The following is a 19,749-nucleotide window of genomic DNA, read 5'->3' on the forward strand; positions in this document are numbered from 1 at the left end:
CGCAAGCACGTCATCGAGGAATCCACAGTCGCCGATGCTCTGCGCCAACTGGACCCGCTCTGGGACGAGTTATTCCCCGCCGAGCAAGCGCGGATCGTGCAGTTGCTGATCGAGCGCGTGGTGCTGGCCGAGGACGGCATCGAGGTACGCTTCCGGCCCGATGGCTTGAATGCCCTGGCGACCGAACTGGAAGAGAAGGAGTGCGCCAATGATTAACACACCGCCCGGCAAACCGACGATCCGGCGTGACGGCGACTGCATCGTCGTTCACATCCCCATGACCTTCAAACGGCGCGGCGGTCGCAAGGAAATCATCGTGCCGCAGGAATACGAGGGGAAGACGCCGACGAAGCAGCAGGCGCAGAACGCCTTGGTCATGGCCGTCGTGCGCGGCCACATCTGGCGCGATCTGCTGGAGTCAGGGAAGGCCAAGTCCATCGCCGAGATCGCGCGGGCGAACAAAGTGGACGGCTCCTACGTGAGCCGCATGCTCGATCTCACGCTGCTTGCGCCCGACATCATCGAGGCAATTCTGGACGGTAACGAGCCGTCTGGATTGTCACTCACCACGCTCACTCGTCGCCAACCACCGGAGCTTTGGGAAGACCAGCGGCGGGCTTTCGGATTCCCCGAAAAAGCGTTGTAAAATATCCATCTCCAATCGCGACTCTGCTTCTGGCCCTTACCAAGAGCCATTCCCGGCATTGTGACATGACACATTGTGACATGAGTCTCCTCCGAATGTGGGAAATATGCTATGATCCTTACAAGAAGGAATCGAGGCTGCCGAAGCACCAAACAACTTCACGGAGGGGACTTCCATGAAACGGGCGCAATTTTCCATCGTGGTCGGCGTGGTGTTGGCACTGACCGTGGTGACAGCACTCGCCGCCGACACCTCGACCAAGGCGGGCATCAACCTGACCAAGGAGTTCACGGTCCTGGGAAAGAAGGTCGTCGTCGACATCGCGAGTCCGGGTCGTGTAGAGATTACTGTGGATGGCAAGCTCCGGTACACGGGCGGGCCGGGGTTTCCTACGGAGACTCACGGAGGCTACAAGAGCCATAAGGCACCTGGGTCTCCCGATGTGGAAGGCGTCTGCGTCGCTGCGGATTTCGCCGACGTGGTCCACCTCAAGGATCACTCGGTCCTCGTCTTCGAAACCTGGTACAAAGTCGAGAACGGCCTCCTGGGCCGGGTCTGGCTGGAGAGCGTATGGCCGACTGACGAAAAAGGCGTGGTGGACGGCTATCTCATGAATCACGATGGAACGTACCATGACTGCATCGAAACGCTACCCGCCGGGACGGACCCCATGAAAGCTCAAACAGCCGTGAAGACAGTTTCCAAGAAGGGTGATACGGAATTTCAATACCGCTGCGGTGGGTGGGGCGAACACCCTGCAAGCACGGCGGTCTACAAACGGGTGCTTCAATACGACATCGTGGAGCCGCCGATTTCGGATAAATAGCTTTAGCTGGTTATTAATTGCATTTTTATGGCGTAAAGTGGCGAATTTGCGGTGCCTCGGCCTGGGTTGCTCCGTAAGTAAAATAATCTTCGCCATCCTCGTTCCGGCTTCGCGCTTTCTCTATTCTGCGTAAAAATCCAGATATCGCTTTATTATCAGCGGCTTACGCCATGACTTCGCGCACCGCATTTCGACGCCAGTCCCGCTTGCTACTCCAACCAAGCGTTTCTCGGAAAGAGCGTGCCTGCCTCGCAAGCCATTGATATTCCACATTTTCTTTGCGATCGGACTTGATGGGCAAAGTCCGAACGACATGGAGAAAGAGAGAGAAAAGGGGGCCTTTTGGGGGCAAAATAGGGGTTTTGGGGTGAGAGTCAGTCCGATCAGAGCAGGCCGCCCGGAGCGGTGCGGACCTTGGAAAATCCTTTTATTTCCTGCACTTATACGCCACAAACGGCAGTCGCCCCGAGGTGGGGCTACAGAACTGAGAGACCGTCCTTTTCAGGGGAAAGTGGTGGAGCAAACAAGAGTCGAACCTTCCTCCGAGTCTCGTTTCGCTCCGCGCAAATATCGATGTTGAAAAATCAAAGGCGTGATTGAGATGGTAGAGTACAAGAAAAAATTAGTTTGTCAAGTAAGGTGAGAGATTTCTAAATTATTCGATTGGAGATTGTCGTGTCGAAAAGGTGAAAGACGGACCGTCGGCTTTCACTTTTGTGCCGGGGGCTGGGGAGATTTTTAAAGCGAGAAGCGCCCTATTCGCCGATGGTGATCGTGGCGGGGGTGAGCTTCTGGAAGAGCGACTCGTTGAGTTCGGCCGCGAGGTCGGAGCTGGGCGAGAAGTAATCGGGGTACAGGCCGGAGTTGGTCAGCACGGCGAAAATCTTGTATTCGCCCGGTTCCAGGTCGAAGTTGTCGATGATCCAGGTCAGGCTGAACTGTTGCACCTCGCCGGGATTAAGCGTCACTTCCTGCGCCTGGGAACCCTGCCCCGGGAACAGGCCGCCGACGACGGTCGTGCCCTCGTAACGCACCGCGAAGGCCGCCATCGGGCTGGTCAGCGAGTAGAGCGTGATCGGCTCGTCCGTGACGTTCAACGCCTCGAGGGTGATGAAAACCGTGTCGCCGTAGGTGTAGGTCAGCTTGTCGGGCAACACGTCGAAGACGATCTGCTGGGTCAGCTCCATGTTGTCCAATTCGGTTTCGGGGATTCCCTTGACGACCGTGAACGACTGCTCGCTCGAGGAAAAGAACGGATAGGAAGCGCGCAGGGTCCACTCGCCGTCGGCCAGTTCGTTGAGCAGCGAAAACTTGCCTTCGGCATCGGTAATGAGGTTGATGTCGATTTCCTCGAGTTCCACCGAAATACCGCTGTGCTCGGTCATGTTTTCCAACAATGCCCGGCCCTGCACCTCGGGCGGCGTGGTGCTCTCGTTCACCTCGTCGAAACCGACTTTAATTACGCCGTCATCGCCGCAAGCCAGGGGCAGAAGAACGGCGGCAATGAGCAGAATGAATGTAAATACGCGTGCCACCGAAACGTCTCCTTCAAAACCCAGACGGGTTTTTACAACCAATCAAATAAGAAAGCAAGTTCCATGCCGTTTCCAAAATGCCGCGATAATCGGCAGTTACGCCACTCATGGAACCTCGCTCGTCAACTTTCCGTGACGCTTTTTCAAGAATTCGGCACTCCGTGCCTAAAAATCAACCGTTAAACCCAGGGCATACAAGTTTTTCGTAAAGCTCAGATCGGCAAAGGACGAATCGCTCCAATACCGGTGATAGCCGGCGAACAGGCTCAGGTAATCGTTGAAGCCGTGCGTCAGCCGCAACTCGATCTGGTTGTAGTTCTCGTCGTCCTCCTCGATCGAGTAGCTGTGCGGGATCAAGACCTTTTCGGCCGAGTTCCGGAACTGGAACACGCCCAGAAAATGCACGCTGGTATCCTGGAAGATGTACTGCGACAGCCCCAGCATGACGCGGTGGTTGTTGTAGGAGTCGCCGTACGAGTTGGAATCGTTGACCTGATAGGTGTAGGTGAGATTGGCCAGGAACGGCAGCGTCTCGAAAAAGGTCTTCTGATAGCGCCCGCTCAGGCTGAATTCGTGCAGGTGATCGACGCGCAGATCGTTCTCCTCCACCAGAACGATGTCGCTCGCGCCGATGTCCTTCAGCGCCTTATACGGATAGGTCTTGATTTCGTAGTCGTAACCCAGGCCGACCGAGAAAACGCGCTCGTAATCGTAGCGCGCCTCGGCGCCGTAAAGCTGGGTCCAGTAGTCGTACCAGCTCGAACCGCGGTAATCGAACTCGCTGTACTCGGCGTGCACGCCGGTGTACAGGCTTTGCAGAAACGTCTTGCCGGCGAACGCCCGGCCGGTCCACTTCAAATAGTCTTCCTGCGCGTCGGCGACGTTGCGCAACTTGACCGACCCGAGCACTCCCATCTGGACCGTGGGAAGCGACGAATTGGTGTAGCCCAGTTGCAACTGGTTGATGACGGCGCTTTCGTCGGACTCGTGAAAATAGAGTTTGCCCCCCACCTGGTAATTGGTCAGTAAGAGATTGGCCGGCGTGATGGCCCAATGCAAACCAAAGTCGTAGAACAACCGGCCCAGTTCGTCGAGCGTCCGGTCGCGGTTGGTCTTGTAGACGTTGTCGTCGTACTCGAGCGAAATCGCCGCGCGATTGCTCAGCTCCACCTCGCCGGCCCGGGCCCACGGCGGCGCCGCGAGCCAGACCAGGAACAGGAGCAGCAACCATCGCCCCCCAGGCCGGATGCGTCTTGGTTTCATGTGCTCATCCATCCGCAACGATTTTCGTCCGCGGGGTCCACGTGCCGGAACGATTCGCGGCGGCGCAGCTCGCGGGCTTTTTTTCGCAACTCGTCCGCCTTGGCCGCAAACTGGCTTTCCAGGCGGTCGAGCAAGGCTCGTTCGTGTTTCAAGCGCCGGAGGTCGGCGTCGACCGATCGCGCCGCCCGCTCGCCGACCGGCGGCTTTTCGGGTTCGAGGGTCAGCGGCGGCACGTGGGTGCCGGCCTCGGTGCCCTCGGTCGGCGGCGAAACAGTGGGTTCGTTGCTCTTGGTGGTCTCGCGCAGGAATTTGGTGCCTTCCTCGAAGAGGTTCATTTCCTTGACCATGTGGTTCATTTCCTGCGACAGCTTGGCTTCCCGCTGCAACCGCTGGATTTCGCGATCCAGCTCGCGCTTCGCCAGGCGGATCTTGCCGACCAGGTCGGTCAGGATGTCGGCCTTGGCAAGCAATTCGTCGGGGCCGTCGCTCTCGCTTTCGACGACCGCCAGCCCGCTGAAATCGTTTTCGATCGACAGTTGGGTCCACCACGGCGCGCGGTTCTGTTCGAGCACGTAGAAGCGGTGCACCAGCCCGGTCGCGGCCTTGCGGTCGGGCGTTTCCCGCAACTGGCGCACGACCAGCTCCATTTCCGCCGTATAGGCGCGGTAGACGACATCGCGCTTGGCCTGGCGGGCGAGCGCGTTTTGCGACAGGCGCTGGGCGACCTCGCCGAGTTGGTTGGAAAGCTCGAGGTTGCGGGCCAGCAGTTTTTCGAGGCGCAGCCGGCCCAGCAGGCCCGGATTGGATTCCTGGATGCTTTCGATCTCGTCGGCGATTTTCGCCTGCTGCCCCAGTAGTGATTTTTGCATTTCGACGAGGCTGCGGTATTCGTCGACCAATTGCTGGTACTGCGCCTTCAGCAGGCGGACGGTCGGCGGATCGAACGGCTCGACTTGGGCGAATGCCGGCCCGGCCAGCGCCAGGAAAAGCAAGGCGAACGCCGCCGCAAGCCAGCGGCGAAGGCGATCGGTTCCGGCAAAACGCTTTTGCATCGGGGTTCAGATCAATCCGTATTTTTCGAGTTTGTAATACAGGGCGCTGGTCTTGACGCCCAGAATCCGGGCCGTTTCGGTTTTCACGCCGCCGGCCAGGCGGAACGCTTCCTTGACCAGATCCCGCTCGATGTCGTCGAGCAGTTCGGGCAGCGGCTTGCTGCCCAATTCGGGGCGCCACGACGGCTCTTTGCATTCGCCGGTGATGAAGCTGGGCAGATCGGCGGCGGTGATCGTTTCGCCCTCGCAGAGCACCATCGTCTGCTCGATGACGTTTTCCAGTTCGCGGATGTTTCCCGGCCAACTGTAGGCGCTGAGTTGGCGCATGGCGGCGTCGTCGAGGGCGCGGATCTGCTTGCGCGTGCGCGCCGCCAGCTTGGTCAGGAAATGGTGGATCAAGAGCGGCAGGTCGTCGAGCCGTTCGCGGAGCGGCGGCACCTCGAGCGGGATGATGTGCATGCGGTAATACAGATCCTCGCGGAACGTACCCTTCTTGATCTCTTCCTTCAGATCCTTGTTCGTGGCGGTCACCATGCGGACGTCGACCTTGATCGTCGTCGTGCCGCCGACCCGCTCGAATTCGCGCTCCTGCATCACCCGCAACAGCTTCAACTGGATCATCGGACTGATGTCGCCGATTTCGTCGAGAAACAGCGTGCCTTTGTCGGCCAGTTCGAACCGCCCCAGCCGCCGCTTGTAGGCGCCGGTGAACGAGCCCTTTTCGTGGCCGAACAATTCGCTTTCCAGTACGCCCTCGGCAAGCGCCGCGCAGTTGAGCTTGATGAAGGGCCCCTCGGCCCGCGAACTGGCCTCGTGAATCGCGCGGGCGATCAGTTCCTTGCCGGTGCCGCTTTCGCCGTGGATGAACACGGTGGAGTCGCCGACGGCGATTTTCTTGATCGTTTCCTTGATGCGCCGCATGCTTTCCGAGTTGCCGATCATCTCCTCGGGGCGAAATTCGGCGCGCTCGGCCTCGCGCAGGTAGGCGTTTTCGTGTTCGAGGCGGCTTTTCTCCTTGGCCAACTGGTGGTGTTCCAGCGCCTTTTCGACCCGGAAGCGCAGTTCGTCCTGCGAGAACGGCTTGGTGATGAAATCGAAGGCGCCCTTGCGCATCGCCTCGACCGCGGTTTCGATGGTGCCGTAGGCGGTGATCAGCATGACGACGCAATCGGGATTGCGCGACTTGACCTCCTCCAACACCTCGAGGCCGTCCATGCCCTCCATGCGCAGATCGGTCAGCACCAGGTCGATGTGATTCATCTCGAAGATTTGCAGGCCCTCCGGCCCGTTGCCGGCGGCGAACGCCTTGTGCCCCAGTTTGGCGATGATGACCGCCATGCCCTCGCGCATGGTCTGGTTGTCGTCGATGATCAGTATCTGGCTCATTTCTTCTCCTCGACCGGCGGTTGCGGGAACACCAGACAGACGCGGGTGCCTTCGCCGACCCGGCTGTCCAGCCCGACCCGGCCGCCGTGCGATTCCATGATTTTTCTTGCAAACGGCAGGCCGAGACCGGTCCCTTTTTCCTTGGTGGTGAAAAACGGCGTGAACAGGTTGGCGCGGATCTCCTCCGGAATGCCCTTGCCCGAATCGGCCACGCAGATTTGCAGTTCCCCCGACGGCAGGTGCGCGCTCACGGTCAGCTTGCCGCCCTCGGGCATGGCCTGGATGGCATTGAGCAACAGGTTATGTAACGCCCGGCGCACCAGGTCCGGATCGAAGTAGGCCTCCTGGATCGCCTCGTCCACCTGCTTGTACAGGGCGATGCCGAGCGGCTCGGCCATCCCCGCGTAGACCAGCAGCAATTCGGTGATGAATTCGTCCAGCGGCACCTTTTTCGGATCGGGCGTCTGTTCGCGCGTGAAGTCGAGAAACTCGTTGAGGACCGCCCCCAGGGATTTGACCTCCTGCCGGATTTTGTCGACGTGCGGCACCAGGTCCGGCCGGGAGCCCAATTCGTCGCCGAGGATGTCGCAATACAGCGACATGCCGCCGAGCGGATTGCGCACCTCGTGGGCGATGCCGCGCAGCATCATCTGCAGGTAGCGGTCGCGCTCCACGATGCGCTGACGCATGTCGTTGAGCGTGTCGGCCAGCACCTCGATCTCGTCGCCGGTATCCTCCGCGATCGGCAAGCCGTAATCGCCGTCGCCGATGCGCGCCGCCATGCCGGCCAGGCGGCGCAACGGGCGCACCAGGCGGCGGGCGAAGAGGATCACGGCCAGGGCGAACAGCAGCAAGCCGAACAGGCTGAACAGGAACAGGTTGCGGCGGACGCGGCGTAGCGGCTCGAAAAACCGCACGTCGGCGTCGACGCCGACCAGCGCCACCGGCGCGCCGTCGACCAGTAGCGGCGCGTAACCCGTTTTGTAAAACAAGCCGTCCCGGGCCAGAAACATGGTCGAGGCGGTCGCCAGGCCTTGCTGCACCTGCCGGAGTTCACGGCGATGGCCGGTCAATTGGTACATCTGCTGGCCGATGCGGCTTTGGTCGTCGGTGTCGAAAAGGATCGACTGATCCAGGCGGGTCACGAAAATCCGCGAAGCCTCGTTGTCGTGGGCCAGGCGGCGCATTTTCTCGACCAGCCCGCGATAGGCATGACCGTTTTCGTCGCCGAATTGGAACAACAGCACCTGCGAAATCTCCACTTCCGCCGCGGCGCTGCGCGCCAGGCCGACCAGCCGCCGGCCCATCTCGTCCTCGAGGTTGGTGCGGGCCTGGAAATAGAAATAGACGCTGATCACTGCCAGCAGCAGCGTGGCCGGGGCCAGGGTAATGAGCAGCATTTTGGTCAGGATGCTGCGGCGCAGGAGCGAACGTCGCGCCATTTTATTCCCCCGCCAGCCAGGCGCCGCGCGTCCATTCGACGGCGGGCGGCTCCGACCAGACGACTTCGAAAATATCGAAGCGGATCTCCGGCGGATCGATTTTTTGCTGCCGGCAATACAACAAGGCCAGTTGCTCCAGTTTGCGCCGTTTGCGCCGATGCACCGCCTCGGCCGGACGGCCGAATTCCGTCGCCGCGCGGCTTTTCACCTCGACGAACGCCAGCGCCTGGCGATCGACCACGATCAGGTCGACCTCGCCCGCCGGGCAGCGCCAGTTGCGCGCCGCCACCCGTCCGCCCCGCCGGCGAATATGGCGGCAAGCCAACTCCTCGGCCTGCCGTCCCCGTTGCCCGCGCCCGTCGGCGGCGGCCGTTTCGCCGGTCGAACCGGTCAACAGGCGGCGGATCCATTCTCTCATGGTTCGCCGTTTCCGACGCCATGAAACGTTTGCCGATGCAAGCAGCACGGCCCGTGCCGGCGCAGGGCGGCGAGGTGCTCGGGCGTGCCGTAGCCCTTGTTTTCGCGCCAATGATAAACGTCGAAGCGTTCGTGCAACCGCAGCATGATGTCGTCGCGCGTCACCTTGGCGACGATCGACGCCGCGGCGATCGACAGGCTCAACCGATCGCCCTTCACGATCGTCCGCTGTTCGAGCACGGTCGGCAGCCGCTGGTTGCCGTCGATCAACAGAAAATCGGGCCGGACCGGCAGATGCGCGACCGCCGCCAGCATGGCCTGTTTGGTTTCCGCGAGGATGTTCGTCCGGTCGATGCGCCGCGCGCTGCGCACGCCGACGCCGACGCCCAGGGCGGCGCGAAGAATCCGCGGCAACAGCTCGCGACGTTCCCGGTCGGTCAGCAGCTTGGAATCGGTCACGCCGGGCAGGTCGGCGTCCGGCGGCAGCACGACCGCCGCAGCCACCACCGGTCCGGCCAGACAACCCCGGCCGGCCTCGTCGATGCCCGCCACGCACAAACGACGCCGCCACAACAGCCGCTCGTGCAACAGCATGTCCGCCACCCGGTCGGCGGGCTCCAGTTCCAGGCCCGGTTGATTCAAACCCGCGTTTCCTCCCCCGCCGACGAGCGGCCGGCCTCGCTCGAGGTTTCGGCCCGCGGACCCGATTCCGCCAAAATTACCGGCCGTTATCGGCACATGAATGCCGTTAGCTTACCGGTTTTAGCGGCGGGTGTCAAAAATTCGCTAGTCGCCGGCGAGGAATTTTTAAGGAAAGGTTTGCCAGGAACCGCCCCACCACGATTTGGTGGGCCTGGTGAATAGCTGAGTGAAAAGCTGGACATCGAACAAAAATCGCAAACCGACCTGGTGCCGCAATTGCAAGCCCTCGGCGTTGTCGCCCACCGGCGCATCCAGCCGGTAAAAAACGCCCGCCAGATGAACCTTGCCCTCGCGTGGCGTCGCGCCGGTTTCGATGGGGTAGTCGAACGCGACCGCCGGGCCGATGGAGACGACCGAAAACTTGCCGATCGTCACCGCGAAGCTCGGGCCCAGGGTGAGATACTTGAAGCCGAGCCGCGCCTCGCCGCGCAGTTGGCCGGTTTGGGAAACCGGCATGGCACCGCCCTCCGCCTGCAGCATGAACGAAAAATCGCCAATGTGGCCGCAGCCCAGCCCGCCGCCGAGATAGGCGTCGGTGCTGTCGGAGATGTCGTCTTTTTCCGGTAGGAACTGCCCGGCGGCCGTCAGAAACGGCCCGAACGACAGCCAATAGTTCTCGCCGGCCGGCGTCGCCCACGCCGCCGCCGCGCAGCCGAGTATAAGAATCGTCGCCAGCCGGATCGCTCTCATCATGGATTACCTGCAAGCTGATTTCGCCGAATTATAATCGCGGTTCGGCCGACATGCCAGCAAGTGGGATTCGCCCGCCAGGTCTTGCCCAAGCAAACGTCGGTCGCGCCTATAAAAAAACCCGGGGACAAGCCCCGGGTTTTAGCAAAACTAAAAATCAATCAACCGGCGTGGCAACCCGCACAAGAGGTCGGGCCTTTGCCGGCGGCCGTGTGGCAAGCTTTGCACTGTTTGTGGAAAGCGTCTTTGCCTTTCAGACCGTTGGCTTTCGAGCCGGTGGCGTCATGGCAGCCTTTGCAATTGGTGTTTTGACCGGTGTGGTGGCATTTCTTGCAATCGTTGGCGGCATAACCGGCATGCGCCTTGTGCGTGAACTTCACCACTTTGGCCGCGCCGCCCTTCGACATCTCGATGACGTCGGTGACGGCCAGCGCCGCGCCGGCGATAGCCATGACAAAGGCCACCGCGATGATCCCTGCCAATGCTCTCTTCATGTGTTCCTCCTTTATCGACAAACCAATACAGACTTGCTAATGCAAGGGTTGCATCCCCGATACCGGTATTCATTATTGCATATTCAAGTCGGCTTGGCTAGCGCTTTTTCTGCGGGCGATTTCCGCTTCCCGTTTGATCCGCTCCAGTTCAAGCGGATGCTCGTGCTCCATCTGCTCCTCGGTCATTTTGCCGGTCAGCCAGTGCGTGGCCATCGGCGCGACATCCGGATTGCACAATACGGAATAGAAATGCCAGATGATGATGGCCAGTGTCGCGAGAATGGCTTCCATGTAATGGACGATATTGGCGACGTCAATGGCCCAAAGTGGAAGGAATTTCAGGAATAATTCCTCGAACCACAACATCAGGCCGGTGAGCACCATGACCACCGTCCCCCAGACCATCGCCAGATATTCCATCTTTTCGATATAGGAAAAACGATCGAATTTTGGCTTCTTTTTCCAGAGGCCCAGGTTGTAGGCGAGCATGTAAACCATGTCGTAGGCGTCTTTCATGTTCGGCAACATGCCCGTGAAATAACCCCGGCCGCGGCGGGTCAAGGCCACCCAATAGGTATGATAAATCGCCCAGATGATCATCAAAATCGCGGCGAAGCGGTGCACGTAGGCGCGGATCGTCTCATTCAGTTCGCCCGATAAACCGGGAATCGTCCAGCCGAAGACCAGAGCGAAACCGGAAATAACCAACAGGCTGAAACTGAACATCAGCAAGAGGTGTTGGTAGCGTTCGTTCCGGCTCAGGCGATCATATTCGCCCATCGCTTTCATCCGCCGGACGTGCGCCCGAATTTTTTTCAGCCAGTCGAGCAGGTTGTGCAACAGCATGAAGCCGAGCACCGACGGGATCAGCGCGAGGTAGGCCCAGCGGACCCAGTACTGAACCTTCTCGCCGATCGTGCCGGCGTTTTCGCCGATCGACGGGTGAACCTTGCCCACGGCCGCGCCTTTGCCGATTCCCGGGTGGCACGCGCCGCACGTGGCGACGAGATTGTTCGGGTGGATGGAACTGCGCGGATCGGCGCTGGAAAGAATGGCGTGCGCGCCGTGACAACTGGCGCAACCGGCGGCGCGCAAGTCGCCCTTTTTCATCGCCAGGCCGTGGAAGCTGCCGGTGTAACTTTGCGTCGTGGAGCGGATGCCGAAACGATCGTTGATCCGCTCGGCCTGGTGGCATTCGCCGCAGACGTTTTCCACGCTCCGGTAACCGTAAACCTGCGAGTTTTTATCTTTGACCGCGCGGATGTTGTGGCTGCCGTGGCAATCGTTGCAGGTCGGGCTGGACAAGTTGCCGCGCTTGATCGCGGCGCCGTGCACGCTCAGTTCGAAATCCTGCCGTTCCTTTTGGTGGCACTTGCCGCAATTCTCGGCAAGATTGGCCTTGCCGGTTTTGCCGCCGTAGATTTGCGCTTCGTGGCTGTCGTGGCAGTCGTTGCAGGTGGCGTTGATTTTCTTGCCGTCCTTGCGCTGGGCGTGAATGCTTTGCGCCCATTCGTCGAACGCCTGATTGCGGGGCTGGTCGGGCATTTTGCCCTTGGCGTGACAGGCGCCGCAATTCTGCGCCATCTTCTCCCGGTTGGTACGGGAATTCGCGTCGGTCGAGGAAAGAATCGCGTGTCCGCCGTGGCAATCGGCGCAGACGGGGCCCAGCGAATTGCCGGCCTGACGGGCGCTGAAATGCGCCGACCGTTCGTAGGCCTTGGCCGAGTCGTCGTGGCACTGGGCGCAATGCACGCCGGAAAGTTTGGCCGCGTGATTGAGTTTGGCGATGTCGGCGTGGCACAGCAGGCAATCCGCGCCGTGCACGGATTTTTTCAGCGCTTCCAGATCGGTTTTCATCGCCACGCCGGCGCGCGCCGGGTCCGCCTTGGGATAAGCCGGCCGCCAGTCGGGCGGCACCGCGTCCACCATACCGGCGCGATCTTCCGGTCCGGCGCCGTCGATCGTGCCGTCGTGACAGCCCATGCATTCGGCGGCGGTCGGCTTCGGAGGCGGCGCTGCCTGGCCCCAGGCGTGGGCGGGTGTGAAGAGCGCCAACACGATTCCACAAAGGATCGCGTAAACACCTAAAAATAAGCCCGTTTTCCGCATGCGGGTTCGCCCTCTCGATGAGTGAAACATTGCTGGAAGGGTACGGGGCTGTACTCAAAAAGTCAACAAATTGATGAATTTTATTTTACGCACCCGGTCACAATTCAAGTAAAGCGCGCCGGATCCGTTCCAGTCCTTTTTCAATCTGATCCATCGAGGTCGCATAACTGAGCCGGATGTTGGCATCCTGCCCGAAACCGATGCCCGGCACGGCGGCCACTTGCACCGCGTCGAGCAAGTACTCGCACATCGCCAGGGAACCGTCGATCGTCTTCCCCTGGTAGGTCTTGCCGTAGTAGGAACTGACTTTCGGAAAGACGTAGAAAGCGCCCTCGGGATTGAAACATTCCACCCCCGGAATGTTCCGCAGAAACTCGACCATCACGTTGCGCCGTTTCGCGAACATCGCCACCATCTCCCGAATGATATCCGGCGAACCCTTCAGCGCCGCGATCGCGCCGGCCTGGGCGAAACTCGTGGCGTTGCTGGTGGATTGGCTGAGCAGGCGGCTCATCATCTCGATCAGCGGTTCCGGCCCGACGGCCCACCCGATGCGCCAGCCGGTCATCGCGTAGGTTTTCGAGGCGCCGGAAACGATGATCGTGCGTTCGAACAGATCATTGCCGACGGTGGGGAAGCTGACGAATTCAAAGCCGTCGTAGACCAGGTATTCATAAATTTCGTCGGCGATCACCCACAGGTTTTTCTCGCGCGCGACTTCGGCGAGCGCTTCGAGTTCGCGCCGCGAGTAGGTCGCGCCGGTCGGGTTGCTGGGGCTGTTGAGCACGAGCACCTTGGTGCGCGGCGTGATGGCGGCGCGCAATTGTTCGGCCGACAAGCGGAACGAAGTGCTCTCGTCGGTCGGCAGAATCACGGCCTCGCCTTCCGCCAGCCAGACCATTTCGGGGTAGCTCACCCAGTAGGGCGCGGGGATGATCACCTCGTCGCCCGGATCGAGCAGCAATTGAAAAACATTGTACAACGCGTGCTTGGCGCCGCAGCAGATCGCCACGTTTTTCGGGCTCGCCGGCAGGCCGTACCGGCTTTGGTAGAAGTCCGCCACCGCCTGGCGCAATTGCGGCATGCCCGCCGCCGGCGTGTAACGAGTCAGGCCCTCGTTCAAGCCCTTGATGGCCGCGTCGCGGATGTGCGGCGGGGTGTCGAAATCCGGTTCGCCGGCTCCGAAGCCCACCACGTCCAACCCTTGCGCCTTGAGCGCCTTGGCCTTGGCGTCGACGGCCAGGGTGATCGATGGATTCAATTTGGCGATGCGTTTGGCGAATGGCATGGCGCGCTCCTTGTGCCTAGGACAGGTGTTCCTGCTGCACCTGATCGACTTTTTCTTTCAGCCGTTGCAGGACATTCGGCGGCACCATGCTGGAGACGTCGCCGCCGAAGAAAACGATTTCCTTGACCATGCGGGAAGACAGGTAAATGTACGGTTCGCTGGCCATCAGGCAAAGGGTTTCGACGTTGGGCTGCAGATTGCGGTTGGTGATGGCCATCTGGAATTCGTAGTCGAAATCGGAAATCGCGCGCAGCCCGCGGATCACCACCTTGGCGCCGACGCGGTTCAGGTAATGGATCAACAGATCGTCGAAGCTCTCGACGCGGATTTTTGTGTTGCCCAACGCTTCCCGGATCAATTCGATCCGTTCGGCGGCGGTGAACAAGGTCTTTTTGCGTGGATTGACGGCCACGGCGACGATCAGGTTTTCGAACACGCAATGCGCGCGCTTGATCAGATCGACGTGCCCGTTGGTGATCGGATCGAAGCTTCCCGGATAAACGGCTAGCTTGGACATGTTTCCCCTTCCATTCGCAATTTGAAAAAGGTCACCATGGAATCGCCGTAGCGGCGCTCGTCATACACCGCAAACGCCGCCGGGGCGGTCAACGCCTCTTTCGGATGCCGCTTGACGATCACCAGCCCCTCCGGCTTGACCAGCCGGCCGGCGGCGGTCGCCTGGAGCGCTTCGACCAGCAGGTGTTTCGGATACGGCGGATCCAGAAAAACCAGGTCGAACGGACCATCCTTTCCCAAGTGGTGTGCGGCGCGGATGAAATCCGCGGTCATCACCCGGGCGCGGTCGGCCAGCCGCCATTCCGCGAGCAACTCCTCCAGATAGCCGGCGGTGGGCCGATGCTGCTCCACGAAAACCACTTCGGCCGCGCCGCGCGACAGGCACTCCAGGCCCAACAACCCCGTTCCGGCAAAGGCGTCCAGCACCCGGGCGTCGGGCAGGCGCGACAACAGAATGCTGAAAATAGCCTCGCGAACCCGTTCCAGCGCCGGCCGCAAATGTCGAGACGCGGGTGTGTGAATCCGCCTGCCCCGCAAACTCCCGCCGGTGATGCGCAATGCTTCGTCCTCCCGGCGAACCGGCCCCTCAGCCCATTGTACCATCCGTTGGTTCCGCGCATCTTAATCAAAGTCGGACGGCGTTTCAACATAATCCTTATCGCATTTGGAAATGCTCGCAGGCCGTCCGCATGCGAAGAACTTATGACGCTATGTATAATCAGGCTGATCTGTCAGAGGCATGTCTCTCCAGGGTAGTATAACTCGGTGCCCGGGTTGCCTCCCTGTCCGTGGCAGAAGCCGTTCGGGTCGTCTTCGGTCGTGTCACCCGCGCACAGGCCGTAGATGTTGAGCACCATGAAGGTCGGATCGTCGACCGATCCGTAGCATGGAGTCGCAAACTCCGGTGTAACGGTGTCCAGGTTCATGGTCGCGCCGGCGGGGATCATCGCAAAGACCAGCGCGGGTAAAAGAACGGTATACGATGAAAAGGTCGGCGTTACGAACAGGGAGATCGAATCGCCGTAGGCCACATTTTCGGCAACCTTGTCCGGCGTGATGGTTCGGAAGTTGATTTGATCCGTTTCAGCCGGCCACAGATATACGTCCATCGCCTGGGGCCTGATGTCCTGCAGCAGGTTGAGGATATTCAACGGCCACTGAACGTCCGGCGCGGTTGTCGTCAGAGGAAAGAACGACATATCCGGACCGTTGACTTCGTGCAATACATTGCTGACCATACTTGTCGTATTCACCGCCAGGTCGAACTCGAGGGTGTCCCGGCTGGCGTCTTCGATCACCAGCGTCGCCGTGTAGTGTCCGGCCGGCAGGTGCATCCAGCAGGCTCCTTCATTGCCGCTCGGCACCCGCAAATGCAGATCGGCACCGTCGAGCAGCATTTCGTAAGCGGATTCCGGATCGAACTTGAAAAACCTGGTGCGAAGTGTTGCTTTATCGGCCACGGGTTGCCAACTGTCGTTCTGGGCCGCATGGTTTGTGCAAGCGTCCATGTAAATATCGGGTGTAGTGTCGTCGTTATCGTCGTCGGTATCATTGTCATCGTCGGGCGATGAATCGTCGTCATCGACAGGCGAATCGTCGTCCGACCCGGTGCAATCGCATTTGCAACAATCGCAGTCGTCTTCACGGGAGCAGCCGAGGAAAAAAAGAAAAGCGAGGAGAGCGGCGCACACCAGAACGTAAATTATCAAATAGCGCATGATTACCGTCCTTTTGTGCCGGTTCAGCCTGAAATGGACTGAAGCCGTTTTTTGCTAGCGCAAAGGCGCATTCCTTTGCACCGGCGTTTTTCGCACGTCGAGCCTGGGTTTTCTGAAGCATCGAGGGTCTATCGTCCGATGGGATTTCGGACGGGACCGTGGAAGCCCGCGCCTCCACGCTCCACTTATCGGCTCGATGATCCACGCTGAGTTACCCATTGGTGGGTTGCTCTCCACGCTTTTTAAAGCTCAGGATGTAGTGAGACCGTCGAAACACAGCAGAACCCACCTCATTATCGCCTGTCGCTCGTCACCTCACCGCCATCGCAAGGATCGACTTTCAACTGGCACTCCAGGAAAAGACGGATTGAATTATACCATTAAGGAAAATTATTCTCGCACAAATTGTTGATGCCCTTTCAACCCTTTGTCAATCTCATGTTTTCCTCAATCCGCTTTTTCAAGAACCGATAGACCGTGGACAGGTCCTTCGCCATCATCTCCTTGGGCTTGAGCTTACCAATCCCGAACTACTTGATTTTTACTTCGAGTTCCTCGCCCTTGAGCATGAAATGCGGCTTGGCGGGGTTGGGTTCGAGCTTCTCCAGTTCCGCAGGGATTCGACCTTGCTCACCCCGCCCTGAGTCCATTCGAAGGGCCATGAATTGCGACTTCGTCTTGGCGATGGAGATGCCGTGCTTCTTCATAATCGATGGGGGGATTCTACTTGCCAGGAAGCTTGATGAAGTCGCCATTGGTCCGATAAATCGAAATGCAGCGCTTTTTGCGCGCGTCTTGCAGAAGAGGCCGCCGCCTCTCCTGAATACGATCCGACAACCTGATCCGCTGTAACTCCCGGGGAGCCATCGAAATCATGTCCTTCTTCATGGGGGACATAATCGCTAAGCAGTTACAGGGGACAAAGTCGCTAAGCTAATACAATGCTCGATTTCTCTCTTGCGTCGCCGGTCCCATTTCGCTAGGGTGGATAAAAATCAAAACCAGGAGAGTGATCGTGGGCGTCGGCGGAAGTCCCAGAGAATTGGCCAAAGCCATCGCGGACGGTTTTTTTCAGTTGAACATCACCAATTTGAAGAAATACGGCACCTCGGATCAGTTGCGCAACATGCTGAACAATCTGATGAACCTGGAGCGCGAAATCCGCAACGAGGTCATCAGCGAGGACGATTTCGAAGGCACGCGGAAAAAACATTTTCGCCTGGGAAACATCAAAAAAGCGCGTCTGGTTATCCAAGGCTTCGCCAAATCGCATCGCATCGGGCTCTGAGGCCGTTTGTGCCGGCTCGGCGCGATCGGCCCGCCGGTGGCGATCGCCGCGACGGACCCACTCGACTTCCCTGACAATTCAAGCGGCGGAATGCGCCGCCGGGCAACCATTCGACCATGAATCGACAACGCTTCGCGAACCGCCGTTTGCCGCGACATCCGGCGGTCGTTTTACTCGGTTTGCTGCTGATCCTGGCCGTCGCCGCCGCCTGGCTCCTCGATGCTTCGCCGCGCGCCGGCCAGCGGGCCCGTTCCCATCATCCCGGCCATTCCGCCCCCGACCCGAGCGGCGCCGCGCCGGCGACCGCCGCCGGCAAAACCCAGGCGCGCCAGTTGGTCGCCCAGGCCCGTGAAAAAGAGACGGTCGGCGATTACGCTGCCGCCGCGCAAATGTTTTTACTCGCCGCCCGCGCCTGTCCCGCGATCGCCGACGGCGCGTTGGATGAAGCGGCGCGGTCGCAATTCGCCCTCAAGGACTACGGCGGCGCCCTCCAATCGCTGTCCGCGCTGCGGCGCGATCACGGGGGAAGCGCCGTGGCTCGCGATGTCCTGAAGCGCACCGCCCGGGCCTACGCCAAAACCGGCCAATACGAACAAGCCCTGTTTCTGCACAAACAAGCCGCCGCCAACGCCGACGATCCGGACCGGCGCGCCGAGCAATGGATCGAGGCCGCGAGCGACCTGCGGCAACTGGGCCGCACCGAGGAAGCCGCGGCGATATTGCAACAGGTGCTCAACGGCATGGGGCCGAACCTCTATACGGTGCGCGCCCTGCGGCTGTACCTGGATTGGACCGTGCCGAACGACTGGCCAAAGCAGGCGCAGTACGCCGGCAAACTCGGCCTCGCCTGGCATCAAAGCGGCGCTTTCGAGCAGTCCGGCCCGGCGCTCGACCTGGCGGTCAAGGCGCGCCAGCGGGCGGGCGACACCGTTTCGCCGGCGGACGAGGTGTTTCGCAAAGCCGGATTTTCGCTGTACCGCACGCATCACAACGAACTGGCCTTGCCTTATTACGAAGCGATGGTCGCCGCGGGAACCGCGGGCGAATCGGCGGAAGCGCATTACGATCTGGCCAAATTGTACACCCGGTTGGGACAGGCCGACGGCGCCCGGTCGGCTTATCGCTGGATCGCGAAAAACGGCGGCGCCTACCAGCAGACAGCCGGCTATCAACTGGCCTGGCTGGCGATCGAGGACGGCAATTATCAACAGGCCTTCGGCCATTTCAGCCATCGCTGCCAGCAGACCGGCGGCCGCAACGAACTGGCTTGCTGGCTGGCCGCCTGGACGGCCTATCGCGGCGATCAGCCCAAAACGGCGCTCACCCGGCTGGCCGGCATGAGCAAGGTCCGCCGCCTCAAGGACGCGGATCGCTATCGCTACTGGCAAGGCCGCCTGTTGCTCGAAACCGGACAAACCGCGGCGGGCCTGAAGCTCCTGCGCCAACTCAACAGCCAGGCGCCCGCCGAATATTTCGGCTGGCAGGCCGGCGAATTACTCAAGACCCGGAAAAGCGCCTATACCGATCTGGCAAGCCAACTGGACCGCGCCAACCCGCAGAACGCGCCGCTCGCAAACGTCCCGCCAGGATGGTGGCGGGAATACGACGAGTTGACCAGCCGCTTCGGGCACCTCGTGGATCTGGCGGAGGTCGGCCTCTGGCGGGCGGCCGCCGCCGAATTCGATTGGGTTTCCCTCCCCGATAAGCTGTCGCCCGATCACGCCGTCGAATTGGCGCGGTTGTGCCGGGACTCGCGCCGTTACGACCTGGCCCGCAACATCGCCGGCCGCAACGGCGTCTTGAGCTATCTGAAAAGCGGTTCGGAATCCCTGCTGACCACCTATTATCCGCTCGTCATGCCGGTCGGCTACCCCGATCTGGTCGCGCGGTACGCCCGGCAGTTCCAGGTGCCCCCGGCGCTGGTCTTCGCGGTGATCCTGCACGAGTCCGGCTATCGGCCCAAAGTGGTTTCGCCCGCCTACGCGGTCGGCCTGATGCAAATCATGCCGCAAACCGGTGAGGCCGTCGCCGCGGCGTTGGGCGAGCCCTTCGACGAGGACTCGTTGTACGACCCGGAGACGAATATCCGCTTCGGCTGCTGGTATCTCCACCACCTGCTGGAGCAACTCGGCGGCGAGCCCGCCTACGCCGTCGCGGCCTACAACGCCGGCCCCAAAGCGGTCGCCAAATGGCTGCGCAACAAACCGGGTAGCGCGGAAAGCGTCTTCGTGGCGGAGATTCCCTACCAGGAAACCAATCGTTACGTGCGCAAGGTACTGACTTCGATGAAAAAATACGAGGTCCTGTTGCGGAACGCGACCGCCTTGCATTAAAATGATTGACAATCGTGGGAGCGCCGAATTACATCAAAATAACC

General features: G+C 60.4%; 20 protein-coding genes. 5 read left to right on the forward strand and 15 right to left on the reverse strand.

The window, feature by feature from the left end:
- The 3 genes from GX444_10480 to GX444_10490 form a co-directional block, all read left to right on the forward strand.
- Positions 1–216: recombinase family protein (locus GX444_10480; GenBank protein NLH49015.1), on the forward strand; the 216-nt coding region annotated here is incomplete at its 5' end.
- Complete coding sequence (locus tag GX444_10485; protein ID NLH49016.1) at positions 209–646, forward strand: hypothetical protein; 438 nt, start codon at positions 209–211, stop codon at positions 644–646. The genes GX444_10480 and GX444_10485, both read left to right, overlap by 8 nt.
- Positions 647–821: 175 nt before the next feature.
- Entirely contained in the window at positions 822–1,472 is a 651-nt protein-coding gene (locus GX444_10490; GenBank protein ID NLH49017.1) for a hypothetical protein, read from the forward strand.
- A gap of 755 nt (positions 1,473–2,227) precedes the next feature.
- Here the strand turns inward: GX444_10490 and GX444_10495 are convergent.
- The 15 genes from GX444_10495 to GX444_10565 form a co-directional block, all read right to left on the reverse strand.
- Complete coding sequence (locus tag GX444_10495) at positions 2,228–3,007, reverse strand: hypothetical protein (GenBank protein ID NLH49018.1); 780 nt, start codon at positions 3,005–3,007, stop codon at positions 2,228–2,230.
- A 165-nt stretch (positions 3,008–3,172) separates the two neighbouring features.
- Complete coding sequence (locus GX444_10500; protein NLH49019.1) at positions 3,173–4,270, reverse strand: hypothetical protein; 1,098 nt, start codon at positions 4,268–4,270, stop codon at positions 3,173–3,175.
- A complete protein-coding gene (locus GX444_10505) occupies positions 4,267–5,322 on the reverse strand; it encodes a hypothetical protein (protein NLH49020.1) in 1,056 nt (351 codons plus the stop codon). The genes GX444_10500 and GX444_10505 overlap by 4 nt, the downstream gene beginning before the upstream one ends.
- 6 nt (positions 5,323–5,328) lie before the next feature.
- Entirely contained in the window at positions 5,329–6,708 is a 1,380-nt protein-coding gene (locus tag GX444_10510) for a sigma-54-dependent Fis family transcriptional regulator (protein NLH49021.1), read from the reverse strand.
- On the reverse strand, positions 6,705–8,150 hold the full coding sequence (locus GX444_10515; GenBank protein NLH49022.1) for a HAMP domain-containing histidine kinase: 1,446 nt from the start codon (positions 8,148–8,150) through the stop codon (positions 6,705–6,707). Before GX444_10515 ends, GX444_10510 begins: the two co-directional genes overlap by 4 nt.
- Before the next feature lies 1 nt (position 8,151).
- Complete coding sequence (locus GX444_10520) at positions 8,152–8,568, reverse strand: YraN family protein (GenBank protein NLH49023.1); 417 nt, start codon at positions 8,566–8,568, stop codon at positions 8,152–8,154.
- Positions 8,565–9,161 (reverse strand): ribonuclease HII, encoded by a 597-nt coding sequence (locus GX444_10525; protein NLH49024.1) that lies wholly within the window; start codon positions 9,159–9,161, stop codon positions 8,565–8,567. The genes GX444_10520 and GX444_10525 overlap by 4 nt, the downstream gene beginning before the upstream one ends.
- Positions 9,162–9,374: 213 nt before the next feature.
- On the reverse strand, positions 9,375–9,962 hold the full coding sequence (locus tag GX444_10530; GenBank protein NLH49025.1) for a hypothetical protein: 588 nt from the start codon (positions 9,960–9,962) through the stop codon (positions 9,375–9,377).
- Positions 9,963–10,120: 158 nt separating this feature from the next.
- On the reverse strand, positions 10,121–10,453 hold the full coding sequence (locus tag GX444_10535; protein ID NLH49026.1) for a cytochrome c3 family protein: 333 nt from the start codon (positions 10,451–10,453) through the stop codon (positions 10,121–10,123).
- Positions 10,454–10,525: 72 nt separating this feature from the next.
- Positions 10,526–12,562: a hypothetical protein gene (locus GX444_10540; GenBank protein NLH49027.1), complete on the reverse strand. Its 2,037-nt coding sequence runs from the start codon at positions 12,560–12,562 to the stop codon at positions 10,526–10,528.
- A 97-nt stretch (positions 12,563–12,659) separates the two neighbouring features.
- Positions 12,660–13,850, reverse strand: coding sequence for a pyridoxal phosphate-dependent aminotransferase (locus GX444_10545; GenBank protein ID NLH49028.1), 1,191 nt, complete (start codon positions 13,848–13,850; stop codon positions 12,660–12,662).
- Positions 13,851–13,866: 16 nt separating this feature from the next.
- Positions 13,867–14,367: a pantetheine-phosphate adenylyltransferase gene (coaD, locus tag GX444_10550; GenBank protein NLH49029.1), complete on the reverse strand. Its 501-nt coding sequence runs from the start codon at positions 14,365–14,367 to the stop codon at positions 13,867–13,869.
- Complete coding sequence (gene rsmD / locus GX444_10555) at positions 14,355–14,969, reverse strand: 16S rRNA (guanine(966)-N(2))-methyltransferase RsmD (protein ID NLH49030.1); 615 nt, start codon at positions 14,967–14,969, stop codon at positions 14,355–14,357. Before rsmD ends, coaD begins: the two co-directional genes overlap by 13 nt.
- 128 nt (positions 14,970–15,097) lie before the next feature.
- A complete protein-coding gene (locus tag GX444_10560) occupies positions 15,098–16,084 on the reverse strand; it encodes a hypothetical protein (protein NLH49031.1) in 987 nt (328 codons plus the stop codon).
- A gap of 530 nt (positions 16,085–16,614) precedes the next feature.
- Complete coding sequence (locus GX444_10565) at positions 16,615–16,791, reverse strand: hypothetical protein (GenBank protein NLH49032.1); 177 nt, start codon at positions 16,789–16,791, stop codon at positions 16,615–16,617.
- 335 nt (positions 16,792–17,126) lie between these two features.
- Between GX444_10565 and GX444_10570 the strand changes: the two genes are divergently transcribed.
- A complete protein-coding gene (locus tag GX444_10570; protein ID NLH49033.1) occupies positions 17,127–17,372 on the forward strand; it encodes a hypothetical protein in 246 nt (81 codons plus the stop codon).
- A gap of 116 nt (positions 17,373–17,488) precedes the next feature.
- Positions 17,489–19,705, forward strand: a complete 2,217-nt coding sequence (locus tag GX444_10575; protein ID NLH49034.1) for a tetratricopeptide repeat protein — start codon at positions 17,489–17,491, stop codon at positions 19,703–19,705.
- The last annotated feature ends 44 nt before the right edge of the window (positions 19,706–19,749 follow it).

The organism is Myxococcales bacterium (assembly GCA_012517325.1).
In the GTDB taxonomy this organism is placed as follows: domain Bacteria; phylum Lernaellota; class Lernaellaia; order Lernaellales; family Lernaellaceae; genus JAAYVF01.

Excerpts from the sequence above, each read along its gene's own strand:
- GX444_10485 (NLH49016.1), top strand. The coding sequence starts at position 209 with ATGATTAACACACCGCCCGGCAAACCGACGATCCGGCGTGACGGCGAC.
- GX444_10490 (NLH49017.1), top strand. The coding sequence starts at position 822 with ATGAAACGGGCGCAATTTTCCATCGTGGTCGGCGTGGTGTTGGCACTG.
- GX444_10500 (NLH49019.1), bottom strand. The coding sequence starts at position 4,270 with ATGAAACCAAGACGCATCCGGCCTGGGGGGCGATGGTTGCTGCTCCTG.
- GX444_10505 (NLH49020.1), bottom strand. The coding sequence starts at position 5,322 with ATGCAAAAGCGTTTTGCCGGAACCGATCGCCTTCGCCGCTGGCTTGCG.
- GX444_10510 (NLH49021.1), bottom strand. The coding sequence starts at position 6,708 with ATGAGCCAGATACTGATCATCGACGACAACCAGACCATGCGCGAGGGC.
- GX444_10515 (NLH49022.1), bottom strand. The coding sequence starts at position 8,150 with ATGGCGCGACGTTCGCTCCTGCGCCGCAGCATCCTGACCAAAATGCTG.
- GX444_10520 (NLH49023.1), bottom strand. The coding sequence starts at position 8,568 with ATGAGAGAATGGATCCGCCGCCTGTTGACCGGTTCGACCGGCGAAACG.
- GX444_10525 (NLH49024.1), bottom strand. The coding sequence starts at position 9,161 with ATGCTGTTGCACGAGCGGCTGTTGTGGCGGCGTCGTTTGTGCGTGGCG.
- GX444_10530 (NLH49025.1), bottom strand. The coding sequence starts at position 9,962 with ATGATGAGAGCGATCCGGCTGGCGACGATTCTTATACTCGGCTGCGCG.
- GX444_10535 (NLH49026.1), bottom strand. The coding sequence starts at position 10,453 with ATGAAGAGAGCATTGGCAGGGATCATCGCGGTGGCCTTTGTCATGGCT.
- GX444_10540 (NLH49027.1), bottom strand. The coding sequence starts at position 12,562 with ATGCGGAAAACGGGCTTATTTTTAGGTGTTTACGCGATCCTTTGTGGA.
- GX444_10545 (NLH49028.1), bottom strand. The coding sequence starts at position 13,850 with ATGCCATTCGCCAAACGCATCGCCAAATTGAATCCATCGATCACCCTG.
- coaD (NLH49029.1), bottom strand. The coding sequence starts at position 14,367 with ATGTCCAAGCTAGCCGTTTATCCGGGAAGCTTCGATCCGATCACCAAC.
- rsmD (NLH49030.1), bottom strand. The coding sequence starts at position 14,969 with ATGGTACAATGGGCTGAGGGGCCGGTTCGCCGGGAGGACGAAGCATTG.
- GX444_10560 (NLH49031.1), bottom strand. The coding sequence starts at position 16,084 with ATGCGCTATTTGATAATTTACGTTCTGGTGTGCGCCGCTCTCCTCGCT.
- GX444_10565 (NLH49032.1), bottom strand. The coding sequence starts at position 16,791 with ATGAAGAAGCACGGCATCTCCATCGCCAAGACGAAGTCGCAATTCATG.
- GX444_10575 (NLH49034.1), top strand. The coding sequence starts at position 17,489 with ATGAATCGACAACGCTTCGCGAACCGCCGTTTGCCGCGACATCCGGCG.